Source organism: Micromonospora sp. CNB394, from assembly GCF_000374985.1.
Taxonomy (GTDB): domain Bacteria; phylum Actinomycetota; class Actinomycetes; order Mycobacteriales; family Micromonosporaceae; genus Micromonospora; species Micromonospora marina.
Map to the genome: position 1 here is coordinate 1 of NZ_KB895845.1, position 20,068 is coordinate 20,068.

Here is a 20,068-nt window from a genome sequence, read left to right on the forward strand (position 1 = left end):
CGGGTTGACCGCCCCGAACGGTCCGTCGCAGCAGCGGGTGATCCGGCAGGCCCTCGCGGACGCCCGGTTGGGCAGCGCGGATGTCGACGTGGTCGAGGCGCACGGCACGGGCACGACGCTCGGTGACCCGATCGAGGCGCAGGCCCTGCTGGCCACGTACGGGCAGGAGCGTGAGGAGCCGCTGCTGCTCGGTTCGGTCAAGTCGAACATCGGTCACACGCAGGCCGCCGCCGGGGTGGCCGGTGTGATCAAGATGGTGCTGGCGATGCGGGAGGGCGTGGTACCGGCGACGCTGCACGTGGACGAGCCGTCCCCGCACATCGACTGGACCTCCGGGGCCGTCGAGCTGGCGATCGAGTCGCGTCCGTGGCCGGCCGTGGACCGGGCGCGCCGGGCGGCGGTGTCGTCGTTCGGCATCTCCGGCACCAACGCCCACGTCATCATCGAACTGCCCGAGGACCTGCCCACCGAGACCGCGGAACCCGAGACCGCCGCCGGCCGGAGCGCGGGGCTCGTGGCCTCCGACGTCGTCGTCTGGGCGGTGTCGGGGCGGTCGAAGGGCGCCCTGGCCGGTCAGGCGGCCCGGCTGGCCCGGCACGTGCGCGAGCACGGCGAGGTCGATGCGGCGGCGGTGGGTTGGTCTTTGGCCGTGACCCGGTCGGTGTTCGATCAGCGGGCGGCTGTGGTCGGGTCGGGTATGGAGGAGTTGCTGGCGGGGCTGGACGCTCTGGCGTCGGGGTCGCCGGCCGGCAATGTGGTCGCGGCGACGTCGTCGTCGCACGGTGCGGGCCCGGTGTTCGTGTTCCCGGGTCAGGGTGCGCAGTCGGCGCGGATGGCTGCGGGTCTGGTGGGTCGTACGCCGGTCTTCGACGCGCGGTTGGCGGAGTGTCAGGGGGCGTTGGCGCCGTATCTGGACGTGGACCTCGTGTCGGTGCTCACCGGTGACGACGAGTCGTGGTTGGCGCGGGTGGAGGTCGTGCAGCCGGTGCTGTGGGCCGTCGGCGTCGCCCTCGCCGCCGTGTGGCAGCACGCGGGTGTGGTTCCGGCTGCGGTGGTCGGTCACTCGCAGGGTGAGATCGGCGCGGCGTGTGTGGCGGGGATCCTCAGCCTGGAGGACGCGGCGAAGGCGGTGGCGTTGCGCTCCCGGGCCCTGACCGCGCTGCGGGGCACCGGGACGATGGCGTCGGTCGACCTCCGCGCGGACGCGGTGACGGAGCGGCTGCCGGGCTTCCCCGGGGTGGGCGTCGCGGCGGTGAACGGTCCGTCGACTGTGGTGGTGTCGGGTCCGCCGCAGCCGGTTGCCGATCTGGTGGCGGCGTGTCAGGCCGACGGGGTGCGGGCGCGGTTGATTCCGGTGGACTATGCGTCGCATTCGGCGGCGGTGCGGGAGGTGGCGGAGCGGTTGCGCGCCGATCTGGCCGACGTGACGCCGCGGCCCGGCCATGTCCGGATGGTGTCGACGGTGACCGGGGACTGGGTGGACCCGTTCTCGATGACGGCGGACTACTGGTACGACAACCTGCGGCAGACGGTGCGGTTCGACGCGGCTGTGCGGGTGGCGGTCGAGGCGGGTCACACGACGTTCGTGGAGATCTCTCCGCATCCGGTGTTGACGATGCCGGTGACGGCGATCCTTGATGACGCCGGTGTCACCGGGCACATCCTGGGCAGCCTGCGTCGTGGTGACGACGATCCGACGCGGCTGCTGACGAACCTCGCGACCGCCCACACGATCGGTCTGCCTGTCGACCTGACGGCCGTCCTGGCCGAGACCGACACCGTCGCACTGCCCACCTACGCCTTCGACCGCAGCCGCTACTGGCCCACCGCGGCGACCCGGCAGGACGGCGCCGAGGAGACCCCGGACGGCGTCGACTCCGCGTTCTGGGCGGCCGTCGAGCGCGAGGACCTGACCGCGCTCGCGGAACTCACCGAGCAGGACGCGACGGAATCCGTGGAACGGCTGGGCGGGGCCCTGCCCGTGCTCGCCTCCTGGCGACGCCGGCAGCGCAACCGGTCCAGCCTGGACGACCTGCGCTACCGCAGCGTCTGGCAGCCGTACACCGGGACGCCCGTCAGCTTCCTCCCCGGCGCCTGGTGGGTGATCGCCGACGCGCGGCACCCGGAGGAGGGCGAGGCCGCCGTCGCCGAGCTGTCGCGCCGGGGCGCCGATGTCCGGCTGGTGTCGCTGCCGGAGAACCTGACCGGCCGGGCCGCCCTCACCGCGCACCTGGGCGGTGTCACCCGGACCGCCGACGGGGGGCCCGCCCCGGTCGACGGGGTGCTGTCCCTGCTCGCCCTCGCGGACGGCCCGGTCGACGACACCCAGCCGGTGCCGCCGTTCCTCGCCCGGTCGCTCGCGCTGATCCAGGCGCTCGGCGACCTCGACGTCGCCGCACCGTTGTGGTGCGTCACCCGGGGCGCCGCCGGCACCACCCGGGGCGGCACCGCCGGCCGCCCGGAGCAGTCGCTGCTCTGGGGCCTCGGCCGGGTGGTGGCCCTCGAACACCCCGAGCGGTGGGGCGGCCTGGTCGACGTCCCGGCCACCCTGGACGACCACGGCTGGGACCTGCTCTGCGCCGCCCTCGCCGGTCTCGACGGCGAGGACCAGCTCGCCGTTGACGGCGCCACCGTCCTCGTCCGCCGGCTGGTGCGCTCGCCCGGCGGGGAGGCACCCACCGACGAGGCCGGCTACCCGGGCACGACGCTGGTCACCGGCGGCACCGGCGCGCTCGGCGCGGAGGTGGCCCGCTGGCTGGCCGCCCGGGGAGCCGAACACCTGATGCTCGTCAGCCGCCGCGGCGCGGACGCCCCCGGCGCCACGGCACTCGTCCGTGAGCTGACCGGGGCGGGCACCCGGGTGACCGTCGCGGCCTGCGACGTGGCCGACCGGGCCGCGCTGGCCAAGCTGCTCGACGAGGTGCCCGCCGACGCGCCGCTGACCAGCGTCGTGCACGCCGCCGGCGTGCTGGAGGACGGGGTGCTCGACGGGCTCACCGCCGACCGGCTCGCCACCGTCCTGCGACCCAAGGTGCTCGGCGCCCTGCACCTGCACGAGCTCACCCTCGGGCGGGAACTGCGCGCGTTCGTGCTGTTCTCCGCGATGGCCGGCCAGCTCGGCGCCGCCGGTCAGGGCAGCTACGCCGCCGCCAACGCCTACCTCGACGCGCTCGCCGAGCAGCGGCACCGTCAGGGCCTGCCGGCCACCTCGGTCGCCTGGGGCCCCTGGACGGCCGGCGGGATGGCCGCCACCGACCAGGCCGTCGAGGAGCGCCGCCGGCGTACCGGCGTGGCCCGCCTCGACACCGGGCCCGCGCTCACGGCGCTCGCCCAATGCGTCGCGCGGGGCGAGCCGGCGACGATGGTGACCGACATCGACTGGGCCCGCTACGTGCCCGGCTTCGTGGCCGTGCGGCCCAGCCCGCTCATCGCGGGCGTGGCCGAGGCACGGCGGGCCGTCGCCGAGCGGGCACAGGACACCGGCGTCTCCGCGGAGTCCCTGACCGCACTGCTCGCCGGGCAGACCGACGCCGAACGACGCAAGACCCTGCTGGAGCTGGTACGCGGGCAGGCCGCCGCGGTGCTCGGGCACGCGTCGATGGACGCCGTCGAGCCGGACCGGGCGTTCCGCGAACTCGGCTTCGACTCGCTGACCGCCGTGGAGCTGCGTAACCGGCTCACCGCGGCGACCGGCGTGCGGCTGCCCGCCACCGTGGTCTTCGACTACCCGACCGCCGCCGGGCTGGCCGAATACGTGCGGGCCGCGATCGTCGACGGCGGCGTGGCCGGGGTCGCACCGGTCTTCGGCGAGCTGGACAGGTTGGAAGCGGCACTCTCCGGCTCGGCACCGGACCGCAGCGCCCGAGTTCGGATCACCGAACGGCTGCGGGCGCTGCTGGCCTCCCTCAACGAGGCCGACGCCCCGGCGGACGGCGAAGCCGTCGCCGAGAAGCTCCAGGACGCGACGCCGGACGAGGTCTTCGACTTCATCGACCGCGAGCTGGGGATGTCCTGACGTGATCGCTGCTGCGACGACGGGTCAACACAAGGAGTGCGCGGTCCATGGCTGACGAGGCGAAGCTTCTCGACTACCTCAAGCGGGTCACCGCTGACCTGCACCAGGTGCGCCAGCGCCTGCGCGAGGTGGAGGCCGGTGAACAGGAACCGGTCGCCATCGTCTCCATGAGCTGCCGATTCCCCGGCGGGGTGCGCTCTCCCGAGGACCTGTGGGAGGTGGTCGCTTCCGGCCGGGACGTGGTCACCGACTTCCCCGAGGACCGCGGCTGGGACCTCGGGTCGCTCTACGACAGCGACCCCGAACAGAGCGGCACGTCGTACACGAGGCAGGGCGGCTTCGTCCACGACCTGGCCGACTTCGACCCGGGCTTCTTCGCGATCTCCCCCCGCGAGGCGCTGGCGATGGATCCGCAGCAACGCTGGCTGCTGGAGACATCGTGGGAGGCCCTGGAGCGGGCCGGCATCGACCCGCACTCGCTGCGCGGCAGCCGCACCGGCGTCTTCGCCGGCAGCACCGGCCAGGACTACGGCACCGTGCTGATGGGTGCCGCGCAGGGCCTGGAAGGGCACCTGATGACCGGCAACGCCGGCAGCGTGGTCTCCGGCCGGATCGCCTACACCTTCGGGCTGGAGGGCCCGGCGGTCACCATCGACACCGCCTGCTCGTCCTCGCTGGTCGCCCTGCACCTGGCGGGGCAGGCGCTGCGGCAGCGGGAGTGCACCCTGGCGATCGTCGCCGGGGTCACCGCCATGTGCACCCCGGCCGCCTTCGTCGAGTTCTCCCGGCAGCGCGGCCTCGCCGCCGACGGCCGCTGCAAGGCGTTCGCCGCCGCCGCCGACGGGACCGGCTGGTCCGAGGGCGTCGGCGTCCTGGTGCTGGAGCGGCTGTCGGACGCGCAGCGCAACGGCCACCCCATCCTCGCCGTGGTGCGAGGCAGCGCCGTCAACTCCGACGGCGCCTCCAACGGCCTGAGCGCCCCGAACGGGCCGTCACAGCAGCGGGTGATCCAGCAGGCGCTGGCCAACGCCGGCCTCGCCACCGGCGGCGTGGACGTGGTGGAGGCGCACGGCACCGGCACCCGGCTCGGCGATCCGATCGAGGCGCAGGCGCTGCTTGCCACGTACGGGCAGGACCGGGGGGACTCGGCGCCGCTGCTGCTCGGGTCGGTCAAGTCGAACATCGGTCACGCCCAGGCAGCCGCCGGTGTCGCCGGTGTGATCAAGATGGTCATGGCGATGCGGCACGGCGTCGTCCCGCCCACCCTGCACGTGGACGAGCCGACGCCCGAGGTCGACTGGTCGGCCGGCGAGGTGTCGCTGGTGACCGAGGCGACGCCGTGGCCGGCGGTGAGCCGGCCGCGCCGCTCGGCCGTCTCCTCGTTCGGGGTGTCCGGCACGAACGCCCACACCATCCTGGAGCAGGCTCCGGCGCCCCAGCAGTCCCCGTCGGCCGCCGCCGCGTTGCTGGTCGAGCGGCCGGTCGTGCCGGTGCCGGTGTCGGCCCGGGACGCGGCCGGCCTCGCCGCGCAGGCGGGCCGCTGGGCGGCCCGGATCGCCGCCGACGAGACCCTGCGGCCCCTGGACGTGGCCTTCTCGTCGGTCACCTCACGCTCCACCCTGGAGCATCGGGCCGTGGTTTCCGCGACCGGCCGTGAGGAGTTGCTGGCCGGGTTGCGTGCCCTGGCTGCCGGGCGGCCGTCGGGCGCGTTGCTCGTCGGGCAGGCGGCTGGGCGAGGTTCGCTGGCGGTGCTGTTCTCCGGTCAGGGTGCGCAGCGTGCCGGCATGGGTCGGGAGTTGTATGCCGAGTTCCCTGTCTTCGCCGCCGCCCTCGACGAGGCGTGCGGGCACCTGGACGGGGCTTTGCCGCGCCCTTTGCGTGAGGTGCTCTTCGCCGCCGGGGGTTCGGCTGACGCCGAGCTGCTGGACCGGACGGTGTTCACCCAGGCCGGGCTGTTCGCCGTCGAGGTGGCGTTGTTCCGGCTTGTCGAGTCCTTCGGGGTCACGCCGGATTTCGTGGGTGGGCACTCGGTCGGTGAGGTGACGGCTGCGCACGTGGCCGGGGTGTTGTCGCTGGAGCATGCCTGTGCGTTGGTGGCGGCGCGGGGCCGGTTGATGCAGGCGTTGCCGACCGGTGGCGGGATGCTGGCGGTCGCGGCGGCCGAGGCCGATGTGGCGGCGGCGCTGGACGGGTTGGCCGGTGTGGGGATCGCGGCGGTCAATGGTCCGCAGGCTGTTGTGGTCTCCGGTGCCGTTGAGGCCCTCGACGAGGTGGAGCGGGTCTGGAAGGACCGGGGTGTGCGTACGCGTCGGCTCGCGGTCAGCCACGCGTTCCACAGTCCGTTGATGGAGCCGATGCTCGCTGATTTCCGGGCCGTTCTCGACGGGTTGGAGTTCGCCGCGCCGGTGCTGCCGGTCGTGTCGAACGTGACCGGTGCCCTGGCCGGCGATGAGATCCGCACGCCGGAGTACTGGGTGCGGCACGTGCGCGAGGCGGTGCGGTTCGCTGACGGGGTCGCCGCGCTGCGCGCCGCCGGGGCGGACACGTTCCTGGAGGTCGGCCCGCGTAGCGTGCTGACCGCGATGGTCGGCGACATCCTGCCCGCCGACGACGCCGTGCTGGCCGTTGCCGCGCAGCGTGGGGATCGGCCCGAGGTGCAGGGGCTGTTGGCCGGGCTGGCCGAGTTGCACGTGCACGGCGTGCCGGTGACCTGGGCGCAGTGGTTCGTCGACACCGGCGCGCGGCGGGTGGACCTGCCCACGTACGCGTTCCAGCACCAGCGCTACTGGCCCGAGGCCGGTGCCGGGTGGACCGGCGACGTCACCGCCGTCGGCCTGCGCCCCGCCCAACACCCCCTGCTCGGGGCCGCCGTCGGCGTCGCGCACGCCGAGGGATTCCTGTTCACCGGCCGGCTGGCCCGGCGTACCCACCCGTGGATCTGTGACCACGTCGTCTTCGACACCGTGCTGCTGCCCGGCACTGGCTTCGTCGAACTCGCCCTCCAGGCCGGCGCGCACGTCGGCGCGGACCACGTCCGCGAACTCACCCTGGAGTCGCCGCTGATCCTGCCGGAGACCGGGGGCGTCGACATCCAGCTCTGGATCGGCCCGGCCGACGAGACCGGCTGCCGGTCCGTGTCGCTGCACTCCGCCCAGGACGGCGAGCCGGCCGAGGGCACGGGCGAGCGGACCTGGACCCGCAACGCCAGCGGCGTGCTGGCCAGCGGCCCCGCCACGCCGAGCGGCCCCGCCGGCTGGTCCGACCTGACCACCTGGCCGCCGCCGGGCGCCACCGAGGTCGGCACCGACGACCTCTACCTGAACCTCGCCGCCCAGGGCTACGACTACGGCCCGTCCTTCATCGCCCTGCGCTCCGCGTGGCGGCGCGGCGACGACCTCTTCGCCGAGCTGGTGCTCCCCGAGGCTCCCGCCGCCGAGGCCGGCGGGTACGGCCTGCACCCGGCCCTGCTCGACGCGGCGCTGCACACCCTCGGCCTGACCACGCCGGCCGGAGCGCCTTCAGGGGCGGGCATGCCCCCGGGGTACGGCCGGCTGCCGTTCTCCTGGAACGACGTCGCCCTGCACGGCGCCGGGGCCGCGGCGGCCCGCGTCCGGGTCTCGCACACCGGCCCCGACAGCATCTCGCTGCTGCTCACCGACGTCACCGGCGCGCCCGTCATCTCCGTCGGCTCCCTGGTCCTGCGGCCGGTCTCCGCCGACCAGCTCCGCACCGCCTCCGGCGGCGGCACCGAGTCGCTCTTCCGGGTCGAGTGGGCGCCGCTCGCGCTGCCGGCCGGGCCGTCCACAGTCGACTGGGCGGTCATCGGCGACGCCGCGGCGCTCACCGACGCGGTCGCGGCCACCGGCACGGCCGTGGCGGCGTACCCCGACCTGACGGCCCTGGCCACGGCGATGGACGACGGTACGGACGCGCCCCGCGTGCTGGTCCTTCCGTTGCTCGACCCGCCCGCGTCGGCGGACGTGCCGCGCGCTGTCGCCGAGGCGACCCACCGGGTGCTTGCCGTGCTCCAGCAGTTCCTCGCCGAGGAGCGCTACGCGGTGTCCCGACTGGTGGTGCTGACCTCGGGCGCGGTCGCCACCGACCGGGACACCGACCTGACCGACCTGGCCGGTGCCGCCGTGATCGGTCTGCTCCGCTCCGCCCAGTCGGAGAACCCCGACCGGTTCGTACTTGTCGACGTCGACGACGTGGCCGGCTGCGCCGCCGCGCTCGTCCCGGCCGTCGCGACCGACGAACCGCAGGTCGTGATCCGCGCGGGCGTCGCCGCCGGTGCCCGGCTCACCCGGGTTCCCGCCCCGGCCGAGCCGCCGGCCGCCCCGTTCGACTCCGACGGCACCGTCCTGATCACCGGCGCCACCGGCACCCTCGGCCAGCTGATGAGCCGGCACCTGGTCGGCACGTACGGCGTCCGGCACCTCATCCTCACCAGCCGGCGCGGCCGCGCCGCCGGGGGCGTCGCGGAACTCTGCGCCGAGTTGGAGGCGCTCGGCGTGGGCATCACCGTCGCCGCCTGCGACGTCGCCGACCGCGCCGCAGTGGCCGAGTTGCTGGCCGGCATCCCGGCGGAGCACCCCCTCACCGCCGTCGTCCACGCCGCCGGCGTCCGCGACGACGGCGTCATCTCCTCGCTCACCCCCGAGCGGATGGACGGCGTGCTGCGGCCCAAGGTCGACGCCGCGTGGCACCTGCACGAGCTGACCGCCGGCCTCGGCCTGAAGGCGTTCGTCTCGTACTCCTCGCTGGCCGCCACCGCAGGCGGCCCCGGCCAGGGCAACTACGCCGCCGCCAACGCGTTCCTCGACGGGCTGGCCCACCACCGCCAGGCGCGCGGCCTCGCCGCGCTCACCCTCGCCTGGGGCCTCTGGGCCGACCGCAGCGGCATGACCACCGAGCTGGACGACGTCCACCTCAACCGGATCTCCCGCTCCGGCGTCGCCGCCATGGAGGCCGAGGAAGGGCTTGCGCTCTTCGACGCGGCCTGCCGCACCACCGACGCCGCGCTCGTCCCGGCCCGGCTGGACCTCGCCGCCATGAAGATGCAGTTCGCCGGCGGGAGCATCCCGCCGCTGTACCGGGCGCTGATCCGCACGCCCGCGCGCGCCACCGCGGCCACCACCGGCGCGTCGCTGGTGCAGCAGCTCGCCGGGCTCGGCGACGCCGAGCGGGCCGCCGCGCTGGTCGAGATCGTCCGTGGGCAGGCCGCCGCCGTGCTCGGTTACCCCGACCCGGCGGCCATCGAGCCGCGGCGGGCGTTCAGCGAGTTCGGCTTCGACTCGCTGACCGCCGTCGAGATGCGCAACCGGCTCAACAACGCCTTCGGGATGCGGCTGCCGGCCACCCTCGTCTTCGACTACCCGACCCCGCACGACCTGGCGGGCTTCCTGGGTACGGAGATCGCCGGCACCCCGGTCACCGTGCGCCCCGCGACGACCACCGTGCCGGTCGGCGACGACGAGCCCCTCGCGATCATCGGCATGGCCTGCCGGCTGCCCGGCGGCGTGTGGTCGCCCGACGACCTGTGGCGGCTGGTGGTCGACGGCGTCGACGCGGTCAGCGACCTGCCGACCGACCGTGGCTGGGACCTCGACAGCCTCTACAGCCCCGACCCGGACGCCCCCGGCACCTTCTACGCCCGCGGCGGCGGCTTCCTCAGCGGCGTGGACCGGTTCGACCCCGGCTTCTTCGGCATCTCGCCCCGCGAGGCCCTGGCCATGGACCCGCAGCAGCGGCTGCTGCTGGAGACCACCTGGGAGTCCTTCGAGTCCGCCGGCATCGACCCGGCCGACGCGCGGGGCAGCAGCACCGGCGTCTTCGTCGGCACCAGCGGCCAGGACTACGGCTCGCTGCTCGCATACTCGCCGGAGGCCGCCGAGGGCTACATGCTGACCGGGATGACCAGCAGCGTCATCTCCGGCCGGGTGGCGTACACGTTCGGGCTGGAAGGGCCGGCGGTGTCGCTGGACACGGCCTGCTCCTCGTCGCTGGTGGCCCTGCACTGGGCCGGCCAGGCGCTGCGGCGGGGCGAGTGCGACATGGCCCTCGCCGGTGGCGTGATGGTGATGGCCACCCCGACCGCCTTCGTCGAGTTCTCCCGGCAGCGCGGCCTGGCCGCCGACGGCCGGTGCAAGTCGTTCGCCGCGTCCGCCGACGGCACCGGCTGGTCCGAGGGCGTAGGCATGCTGCTCGTACAGCGGCTCTCCGACGCGCGCCGGCAGGGCCGCACCGTGTACGCGGTGGTGCGCGGCTCGGCGATCAACCAGGACGGCGCCTCGAACGGGCTGACCGCCCCGAACGGCCCCGCACAGCAGCGGGTGATCCGGCAGGCGCTGGCGTCGGCGCGGCTCTCCACCGCCGACGTGGACGTGGTCGAGGCGCACGGCACCGGCACCACGCTCGGCGACCCGATCGAGGCGCAGGCCCTGCTGGCCACGTACGGGCGGGAGCGGCCCGCCGACCGGCCGCTGCTGCTCGGCTCGATCAAGTCGAACATCGGTCACGCCCAGGCCGCCGCCGGGGTGGCCGGTGTGATCAAGATGGTGCAGGCCATCCGGCACGGCCTCGTCCCGGCGACGCTGCACGTGGACGAGCCGTCCCCGCACATCGACTGGACCTCCGGCGCCGTCGAGCTGGCCACGGAGTCGCGGCCGTGGCCGGCGGTGGACCGGCCGCGCCGGGCGGCGGTGTCGTCGTTCGGCATCTCCGGCACGAACGCCCACGTGATCATCGAGCAGGGTGACGAGCCGGTCGACGCCGCACGCGTGGACACTCGGCCCGGCCTCGTGGATTCCGGCGTCGTGGCATGGCCGCTGTCGGGGCGGTCGAGGGAAGCCCTGACCGGCCAGGCGGCCCGGCTGGCCCGGCACGTACGCGAGCACGGCGAGGTCGATGCGGCGGCGGTGGGCTGGTCCCTGACGACGACCCGGTCGGTGTTCGACCAGCGGGCGGCTGTGGTCGGGTCGGGTATGGAGGAGTTGCTGGCGGGGCTGGACGCTCTGGCGTCGGGGTCGCCGGCCGGCAATGTGGTCGCGGCGACGTCGTCGTCGCACGGTGCGGGCCCGGTGTTCGTGTTCCCGGGTCAGGGTGCGCAGTCGGCGCGGATGGCTGCGGGTCTGGTGGGTCGTACGCCGGTCTTCGACGCGCGGTTGGCGGAGTGTCAGCGGGCGTTGGCGCCGTATCTGGACGTGGACCTCGTGGCGGTGCTCACCGGTGACGACGAGTCGTGGTTGGCGCGGGTGGAGGTCGTGCAGCCGGTGCTGTGGGCCGTCGGCGTCGCCCTCGCCGCCGTGTGGCAGCACGCGGGTGTGGTTCCGGCTGCGGTGGTCGGTCACTCGCAGGGTGAGATCGGCGCGGCGTGTGTGGCGGGGATCCTCAGCCTGGAGGACGCGGCGAAGGCGGTGGCGTTGCGCTCCCGGGCCCTGACCGCGCTGCGGGGCACCGGGACGATGGCGTCGGTCGACCTCCGCGCGGACGCGGTGACGGAGCGGCTGCCGGGCTTCCCCGGGGTGGGCGTCGCGGCGGTGAACGGTCCGTCGACCGTGGTGGTGTCGGGTCCGCCGCAGCCGGTCGCCGACCTGGTGGCGGCCTGCCAGGCCGACGGGGTGCGGGCGCGGTTGATCCCGGTGGACTACGCGTCGCATTCGGCGGCGGTGCAGGAGGTGGCCGAGCGGTTGCGCGCCGATCTGGCCGACGTGAGCCCGCAGCCGGGGCACACTCGGCTCGTCTCGACGTTGACGGGGGACTGGGTCGAACCGTCCTCGATGGACGCCGGCTACTGGTACGACAACCTGCGGCAGACCGTGCAGTTCGACGCCGCCGTGCGGGTGGCGGTCGAGGCGGGGCACACGACGTTCGTGGAGATCAGTCCGCATCCGGTGTTGACGATGCCGGTCACGGCGATCCTGGACGACGTCGGTGTCACCGGGCACATCCTGGGCAGCCTGCGTCGTGGTGACGACGATCCGACGCGGCTGTTGACGAACCTCGCGACCGCCCACACGATCGGTTTGCCCGTCGACCTGACGGCCGTCCTGGCCGAGACCGACCCTGTTGCCCTGCCCACGTACGCCTTCGACCACCAGCGGTACTGGGTCGAGCCGCCGGCGCACCGGGCCCAGGACGTCAGCTCCGCCGGTCTCCAGGACGCCGGGCATCCGCTGCTCAGCGCCACGCTGACGTTCCCCGACAGCGAACGGATGGTCTTCACCGGGCGGCTGTCGGTGCGTACCCACCCGTGGCTCGGCGAGCACCGGGTGATGGACAACATCCTGCTGCCCGGCACCGCCTTCGTGGAGCTCGCCACGTACGCCGGTGCGCAGGCTGGCTGCCCGACGGTGGAGGAGCTGACGCTGCTCGCCCCGCTCGTCCTGCCCGAACTCGGCGCGCTCCAGGTGCAGCTGACGGTCGGCGACCGCGACGACGACGGGCGGCGCACCGTCCAGCTCTACTCCCGGCCCTACCGGGACGGCTCCGACGAGATCCTCGCCGACGTCGCCTGGACCTGCCACGCCACCGGCCTGCTCGGCCCGCAGCCCGCCGACGCCGCGCCCGCCTTCGACCTGGGGGTGTGGCCGCCGCCCGGCGCGACGCGCGTGGAGTCCGACGACTTCTACTCCGGCATCGAGGCGACCGTCTTCGGGTACGGGCCGGCGTTCCGGGGCCTGCGCGCCGCGTGGACCCGCGACGACCAGGTCTTCGCCGAGGTCGAGCTGCCCGCCGGCCACCACGCCGAGGCCGGCCGCTTCGGCGTGCACCCGGCGCTGCTGGACGGCGCGCTGCAGGCCATGTCGATCGGCGGCTTCCTCGGCCGGATGGGCGACGGCGCCGACGCCGGCGCGCCCCGTCTGCCGTTCGCCTGGACCGGGGTCTCCCTGCTCGCCGCCGGGGCCACCGCCCTGCGCGTGCGCGTCGCCGCGGCCGGCGAGGTCGGCGTCTCCTTCCAGGTGGCCGACGCCACCGGCGCCCCGGTGCTGCACGTCGACTCGCTGATCATGCGCCGTGTCTCCGGGGACTCCCTCGGCGCGGCCCGCTCCGGCCGGCACGAGTCGCTGTTCCAGGTGGACTGGCCTGTGCTCCCGGTGCCCACCGGCCCCGTGCCGGCGGCCATCCGCTGGGTGGCGCTCGGCGACGACCTGGTGCTCAGCGCGGCCTGCGAGGCGGCCGGCGCCCGGGTGCGTACCGACGTCGGGCTCGACACCCTCGGCGACCTGCTCGCCGGGGGTGAGCCGACGCCCGAGCTGGTGATCGTCCCGGTCGGCGACGCCGGGAACCCGTCGGACCCGGAGGTCGCCGCGCAGGCGCGCGCCACCACGCACCGTACGCTCGCCGCGTTGCGGACCTGGCTCGCCGACGACCGGTTCGCCGACTCGCGGCTGGTGCTCGTCACCCGGGACGCGGTCGCGGCGGGGGAGCAGGAGCCGGTGAACCTGCGCCAGGCCCCGGTCTGGGGCCTGCTGCGTGCCGCCCAGCTCGAGCACCCGGGCCGGTGCCAGCTCGTCGACCTCGACGACGCCCCGGACAGCGCCGCCGCGCTGGCCGCCGCCATCGCCTCCGGCGAGCCGCAGCTCGCCGTGCGCGACGGGCAGGTCCGCACACCACGGCTCGGCCGGGTTCCGGCCGGTGTGGAGCCGCTGCCCGGTGGGATCGACCCGGCCGGCACCGTGCTGATCACCGGCGGCACGGGCGTGCTGGGCCGCATCCTGGCCCGCCACCTCGCCACCAGCCACGGCGTACGGCACCTGCTGCTGGCCGGGCGGCGCGGCGCGGCGGCCGAGGGGATCGGCGACCTGGTCAGCGAACTCGCCGGCACCGGTACGGAGGTGACCGTCGCGGCCTGCGACGCCGCCGACCCCGAGGCCCTGTCGGCGCTGCTGGCCGGGGTGCCGGCGGCGCACCCGCTCACCGCCGTGGTGCACGCCGCCGGCGTCCTCGACGACGGCGTGCTGGAGTCGATGACCCCCGAACGGGTGGACGCGGTCGCCGTGCCGAAGATCGACGCCGCCTGGCACCTGCACCGCCTCACGGCCGACGCGAACCTCGCGGCCTTCGTCCTGTTCTCGTCGGCGGCGGCCACGCTCGGCAGCGCCGGCCAGTCGAACTACGCGGCGTCGAACGCCTTCCTCGACGCTCTCGCAGCGCACCGCCGGGCGCGCGGGCTCGCCGGCATCTCGCTCGCCTGGGGCCTGTGGGCGCAGGCCAGTGGCATGACGGGCCACCTCGGCGACGACGACGTGCGGCGGATGGCCGAGCAGGGCGCCACCGGCCTGTCCACCGAGCAGGCGCTGAATCTCTTCGACGCCGCGTGGCGGCTCGACGCGACAGCCGTCCTGCCGATGCGCCTGGACGTCGGGACGCTGCGCGGGCAGGCGGAGACCGGCACCCTCGCCCCCATGCTGCGGGCCCTGGTCCGGGTGCCGCTGCGACGCTCCATGGACGCCACCGGCGCCCGCTCCGGCGGGGTGCAACTCGGCCGGCGGCTCGCCGGACTGGCCGCCCCGGAACGGCTCAAGGTGGTGCTCGACGTGGTACGCGCGAACATCGCCGCCGTCCTCGGCCACGCCGGTGCCGACGCGGTCGACCCGAGCCGGCTCTTCACCGACCTGGGCTTCGACTCGCTCACCGCCGTCGACCTGCGCAACCGGCTCAACAGCCTGTCCGGCCTGCGGCTGCCGGCGACGCTCGTCTTCGACTACCCGACGCCGACGGCGCTCGCCGAGAAGCTGACAAGCGAGATCGCGGCCGACGCGGCGCCCTCCACCCAGCCGCTCTTTCAGGGCATCGACACGGTGGAGAGCCTGCTCACCGCCATCCCGCTCGACCCGGCGGCCCGCGCCCGGTTCACCGCCCGGATGCAGGACCTGCTCGCCAAGGCGTCCGACCTGGCGGCCGGGCCCGCCGTCGAACCGGACCGGCCAGACCTCGACTCGGCCAGCGACGACGAGATCTTCGACTTCATCAGCAAAGAGTTTGGAATCTCCTGAGATGACCAACCTTCGGATCGAGGCAGGGGCCAACCGATGAGTGACGACAAGCTGCGGTACTTCCTGAAGCGGGTGACAGCCGACCTGCACGACACCAGGCGCAAGCTGCAGACCGTCGAGGCCCGCGACCAGGAACCCCTGGCCATCGTCTCGATGAGCTGCCGCTTCCCGGGTGGCGTGCGGTCGCCGGAGGACCTGTGGGAGCTTGTCGCCGACGGCCGGGACGCGCTCACCGAGTTCCCGGACGACCGGGGCTGGGACCTGGAGGCGCTCTACGACCCCGACCCGAACAAGCCGGGCAAGAGCTACACCCGCATCGGCGGGTTCCTCGACGGCGCCGGTGACTTCGACCCGTCCCTGTTCGGGATCTCGCCGCGCGAGGCCCTCGCCATGGACCCGCAGCAGCGGCTGCTGCTGGAGACGTCCTGGGAGGCCGTCGAGCGGGCCGGCATCGACCCGCTGTCGCTGCGCGGCAGCTCCACGGGTGTCTTCGTCGGGCTGAGCACCTCGAACTACGGCATGGGTCTGCCGAACGTGCCCGAGGGCGTCGACATGTACATCGGCACCGGCAACACCACGAGCGTGGCGTCCGGCCGGATCTCGTTCACCCTCGGCCTCAACGGCCCGGCCGTCACCGTGGACACCGCCTGCTCCTCCTCGCTGGTGGCCCTGCACCTCGCCGTGAACGCCCTGCGCCGCGGCGAGTGCGACCTGGCCATCGCCGGTGGCGTCACCGTCATGGTCACTCCCGGCGTGTTCGTCGTCTTCTCCCGGCAGCGCGGCATGTCCGTCGACGGCCGGTGCCGGGCCTTCGCGGCCGGCGCGGACGGCACCGGCTGGGGCGAGGGCGGCGGCGTGCTCGTCGTGGAGCGGCTGGCCGACGCCGAACGCAACGGTCACCCGGTCCTCGCCGTGATCCGGGGCAGCGCCCTCAACCAGGACGGCGCCTCCAACGGGCTCACCGCCCCCAACGGACCCTCTCAGCAGCGGGTCATCCGCCAGGCCCTCGCCAACGCCCGGCTCGGCTCCGCCGACGTCGACATGGTCGAGGCGCACGGCACCGGCACCACCCTCGGCGACCCGATCGAGGCGCAGGCGCTCATCGCCACGTACGGGCAGGACCGCCCGGCCGACCGTCCGCTGTGGCTCGGCTCGGTGAAGTCGAACATCGGCCACACCCAGAGCGCCGCCGGCGTCGCCGGGCTGGTCAAGATGGTGATGGCGCTGCGTAGCGGGGTGATGCCGGAGACCCTGCACATCGACGAGCCGTCCCCGCACGTGGACTGGACGGCCGGGGCGGTCTCCCTGCTCACCGAGTCCAAGCCGTGGCCGGAACTGGACCGGCCGCGCCGCGGCGGCGTCTCCTCCTTCGGGGTCAGCGGCACCAACGCCCACGTCATCCTGGAGGAGTACCGCCCGCGCGTCGCCGAGGCGGCGACCGTCGACGGCGGGCAGGCGGACGGCACCGGCGCGGTCGAGCCCGCGCGCCGGCCGGGCCTGGTCGCCCCGGACGTGACCCTCTGGCCGGTGTCGGCCCGGTCGAGGACCGCCCTGGGCGGGCAGGCGGCCCGGCTCGCGGACTTCCTGCGCAGGCGCGGCGAGATCGATCCGGCGGCGGTCGGCTGGTCACTGGCCACCACCCGCTCGACGTTCGACCACCGTGCCGCCGTCGTCGGGTCGACCGCCGACGAGCTGCTGGCCGGGCTGGACGCCCTCGCCGCCGGCCAGCCGGCCGGGAACCTCGTCACCGGTACGGTCACCAGCCCCGGCGCAGGTCCCGTCTTCGTGTTCCCGGGTCAGGGGGCGCAGTCGGCGCGGATGGCGGCCGGGCTCGTCGGTCGTACGCCGGTGTTCGACGCGAAGCTGGCCGAGTGCCAGCGGGCCCTGGCGCCGTATCTCGACGTGGACCTCGTCGCGGTGTTGACCGGTGACGACGAGTCGTGGCTGGAGCGGGTCGAGGTCGTGCAGCCCGTGCTGTGGGCCGTCGGCATCGCCCTGGCGGCCGTGTGGCGCGCGGCGGGCGTCGTCCCGGACGCGGTGATCGGTCACTCGCAGGGCGAGATCGGCGCGGCCTGTGTCGCCGGGATCCTGAGCCTGGAGGACGCTGCGAAGGCAGTGGCGTTGCGGTCGCGGGCGCTGACGGTGCTGCGGGGGACCGGGACGATGGCGTCGATCGACCTGTCGGCCGACGCGGTCACCGAGCGCCTGCCCGCCTTCCCGGGTGTCGGTGTCGCGGCCGTCAACGGGCCGTCCACCGTCGTGGTGTCCGGCCCGCCGCAGCCCGTGGCCGACCTCGTGCAGGCGTGCCAGGCGCAGGGCGTCCGCGCCCGGCTGATCCCCGTGGACTACGCGTCGCACTCCGAGGCCGTGCAGCAGGTGGCCGAGCAGCTCCGCGCGGACCTGGCCGGCGTCACCCCGCAGACCGGCCACACCCGGCTGGTCTCCACCCTCACGGGCGAGTGGGCGGACCCGCTCACCATGGGCGCGGAGCACTGGTACGACAACCTGCGGCAGACCGTGCAGTTCGACGCCGCCGTCCGGACGGCGGTCGCCGCCGGGCACACCACGTTCGTCGAGGTCAGCCCGCATCCGGTGCTGGCGATGCCGGTCACCGCGATCCTCGACGACACCGGTGCGAGCGGGCACACCCTGGGCAGCCTGCGCCGGGGCGACGACGACGCGACCCGGCTGCTGACCAACCTCGCCACCGCGTACGCCGTCGGCCTGCCCGTCGACCTGGCGGACGTCCTCGCCGAGACCGAGGTCACGCCGCTGCCCACGTACGCCTTCGACCACCAGCGGTTCTGGCTCGACGGCAGCGGCGGGCCCGGCCTGGAGAGCCTGCTGTCGGGCATGAGCGGCGACCCGGGCGACGCGGGCTTCTGGGCCGCCGTCGAGAGCGGGGACGTCACGGCCCTCGCCGAGACCATCGCCACCGAGGAGACCCCGGCACACGAGGTTCTCGACGCGCTGCTGCCGGCCCTGCCGATGCTCACCTCCTGGCGCCGGCAGCGGCGCCGGCAGGCCGACATCGACAGTTGGCGCTACCAGGACACCTGGAAGCCCCTGACCGGCGTCGCCAACCGGGGCATGGACGGCACCTGGGTCGTGGTCATGCCGACCGGCGACATCATCGAGCCCTGGCAGGACGCCTGCGTCGAGGCGATCGCGACGGCCGGCGCGACGCTGGTGCCGGTGGCCGTCTCCACGCCCGACGTCGACCGCGACCAGTTCGGCAAGTTGCTGCAGGAGGCGCTCGCCGGCGCACCGGGCGGCGACGCCACCGCCGACGTCGCCGGCGTGGTCTCGCTGCTCGCCTTCGACGAGCTGGCCCACCCGCTGTACCCGTCCGTGCCCGGCGGCTTCGCCGCCACCGTCGCGCTCTTCCAGGCCCTCGGCGACATCGGCCTGAGCGCGCCGATGTGGAGCGTCACCTCCGGCGCCGCGTCGGTAGGTATGGCCGACCTGTTGCGCTCCCCGGCGCAGTCGCTGGTCTGGGGCTTCGGCCGGGTCGCCGCGCTGGAGCACCCGCAGCGCTGGGGCGGCCTCGTGGACCTGCCCGAGGCCGTGGAGGACCGCTGTGCCGACCTGCTGGTGGCGGCCCTCACCACCGCCGGGGACGAGGACCAGATCGCGGTACGCCCGAGTGGCCTGCTCGCCCGCCGGCTCACCCGCGTCCCGCTCGGCGACAGTCAGCCCGCCAACCCGTGGCAGCCGTACGGCACGGCGCTCGTCACCGGCGGCACCGGCGCGCTCGGTGGGCACGCCGCCCGCTGGCTGGCCCGCAGTGGTGTGGAGAACATCGTCGTCGTCAGCCGGCGGGGCATGGCCGCGCCCGGCGCGCAGCAGCTCGTCGACGAGCTCACCGCGCTGGGCGCCCAGGCGACAGTGGTCGAGTGCGACGCCTCCGACCGCGACGCCCTGGCCGAGCTGATCGACGCGATCCCCGCCGAGTACCCGCTCACCGCGGTCGTGCACGCCTCCGCCGTCCTCGACGACGCCATGATCAACGACATCCGGCCCGAGCAGATCGAGCGGGTGCTGCAGGCCAAGGTCGACGTCGCGTACAACCTGCACGAGCTGACCCTCGACCACGAGCTGTCCGCATTCGTCATGTTCTCGTCCTTCGCCGGCAGCGTGGCCAGCTCCGGCGTCGGCAACTACGCCCCGAGCAACGCCTTCCTCGACGCGCTCGCGCAGCACCGTCGCGGCCTCGGCCTCACCGCCACCTCCGTCGCCTGGGGGGCGTGGGCCGGCGGCGGTATGGCCGCCGGGCCGCTCGGCGAGCTGCTGCACCGCCACGGCGTACCCGAGATGACCCCGGAGGCGGCGATCACCGCGCTGCACCAGGCCGTGGACCATGGCGAGGCGTTCCTCACCATCGCCGACATCGCCTGGGAACGGTTCTCCGTCGCGTTCACCGCCACCCGGCCCGGTCCGCTGATCAGTGACCTGCCGGACGTCCGGCGGCTCGCCGCCGCCGAGGAGATGGGCAGCGTGCAGGCCGGCGACGGCCCGGAGTCGTTGCAGGAGCGGCTCGCCGGGCTGCCCGCCGCCGAGCGGTTCGCCGTGCTGCTCGGCCTGGTCCGTGGCCAGGTCGCCGCCGTGCTCAACTACCCGTCCGCCGACTCCGTGGACGAGCATCGGGCGTTCCGGGAGCTGGGCTTCGACTCCGTCACCGCCGTCGAGCTGCGTAACCGGCTCGGCGCGGCCACCGCCGTGGCCCTCCCGGTCACCCTGGTCTTCGACTACCCGACCCCGACGACGCTGGCGGAGTACCTCTACGCCGAGGTCGCCCACGAGGACGTGGTCACCCCGAACGCGCTCCTCCACGATCTGGACCGGATCGCCGAGGGCCTCGACGTGGTCGCCCGGGACGAGGCGGCCCGGGTGCGGGCCACCGTACGCCTGCAGGCGATGCTCTCCCGGCTCGGCCAGGACAGCGGTGGCGCCGACGTCGGCCGGCACCTCGACGACGCCACCGACGACGAACTGTTCGCGATGGTGGACAAGGACCTCGGCATCTCCTGACCCAGCTCCAGCTCTCTCCCGTCTC

3 protein-coding genes are annotated in these 20,068 nt (G+C 74.6%); all 3 read left to right on the forward strand.

The window, feature by feature from the left end; genetic code table 11:
- Positions 1–4,015 (forward strand): SDR family NAD(P)-dependent oxidoreductase (locus C569_RS0120940; RefSeq protein ID WP_018787725.1); only part of this gene is annotated, 4,015 nt, incomplete at its 5' end.
- 47 nt (positions 4,016–4,062) lie between these two features.
- Positions 4,063–15,012, forward strand: a complete 10,950-nt coding sequence (locus C569_RS0120945; RefSeq protein WP_018787726.1) for a type I polyketide synthase — start codon at positions 4,063–4,065, stop codon at positions 15,010–15,012.
- Positions 15,013–15,084: 72 nt separating this feature from the next.
- Positions 15,085–20,043: a type I polyketide synthase gene (locus C569_RS0120950; RefSeq protein WP_369753856.1), complete on the forward strand. Its 4,959-nt coding sequence runs from the start codon at positions 15,085–15,087 to the stop codon at positions 20,041–20,043.
- Positions 20,044–20,068 lie beyond the last annotated feature (25 nt).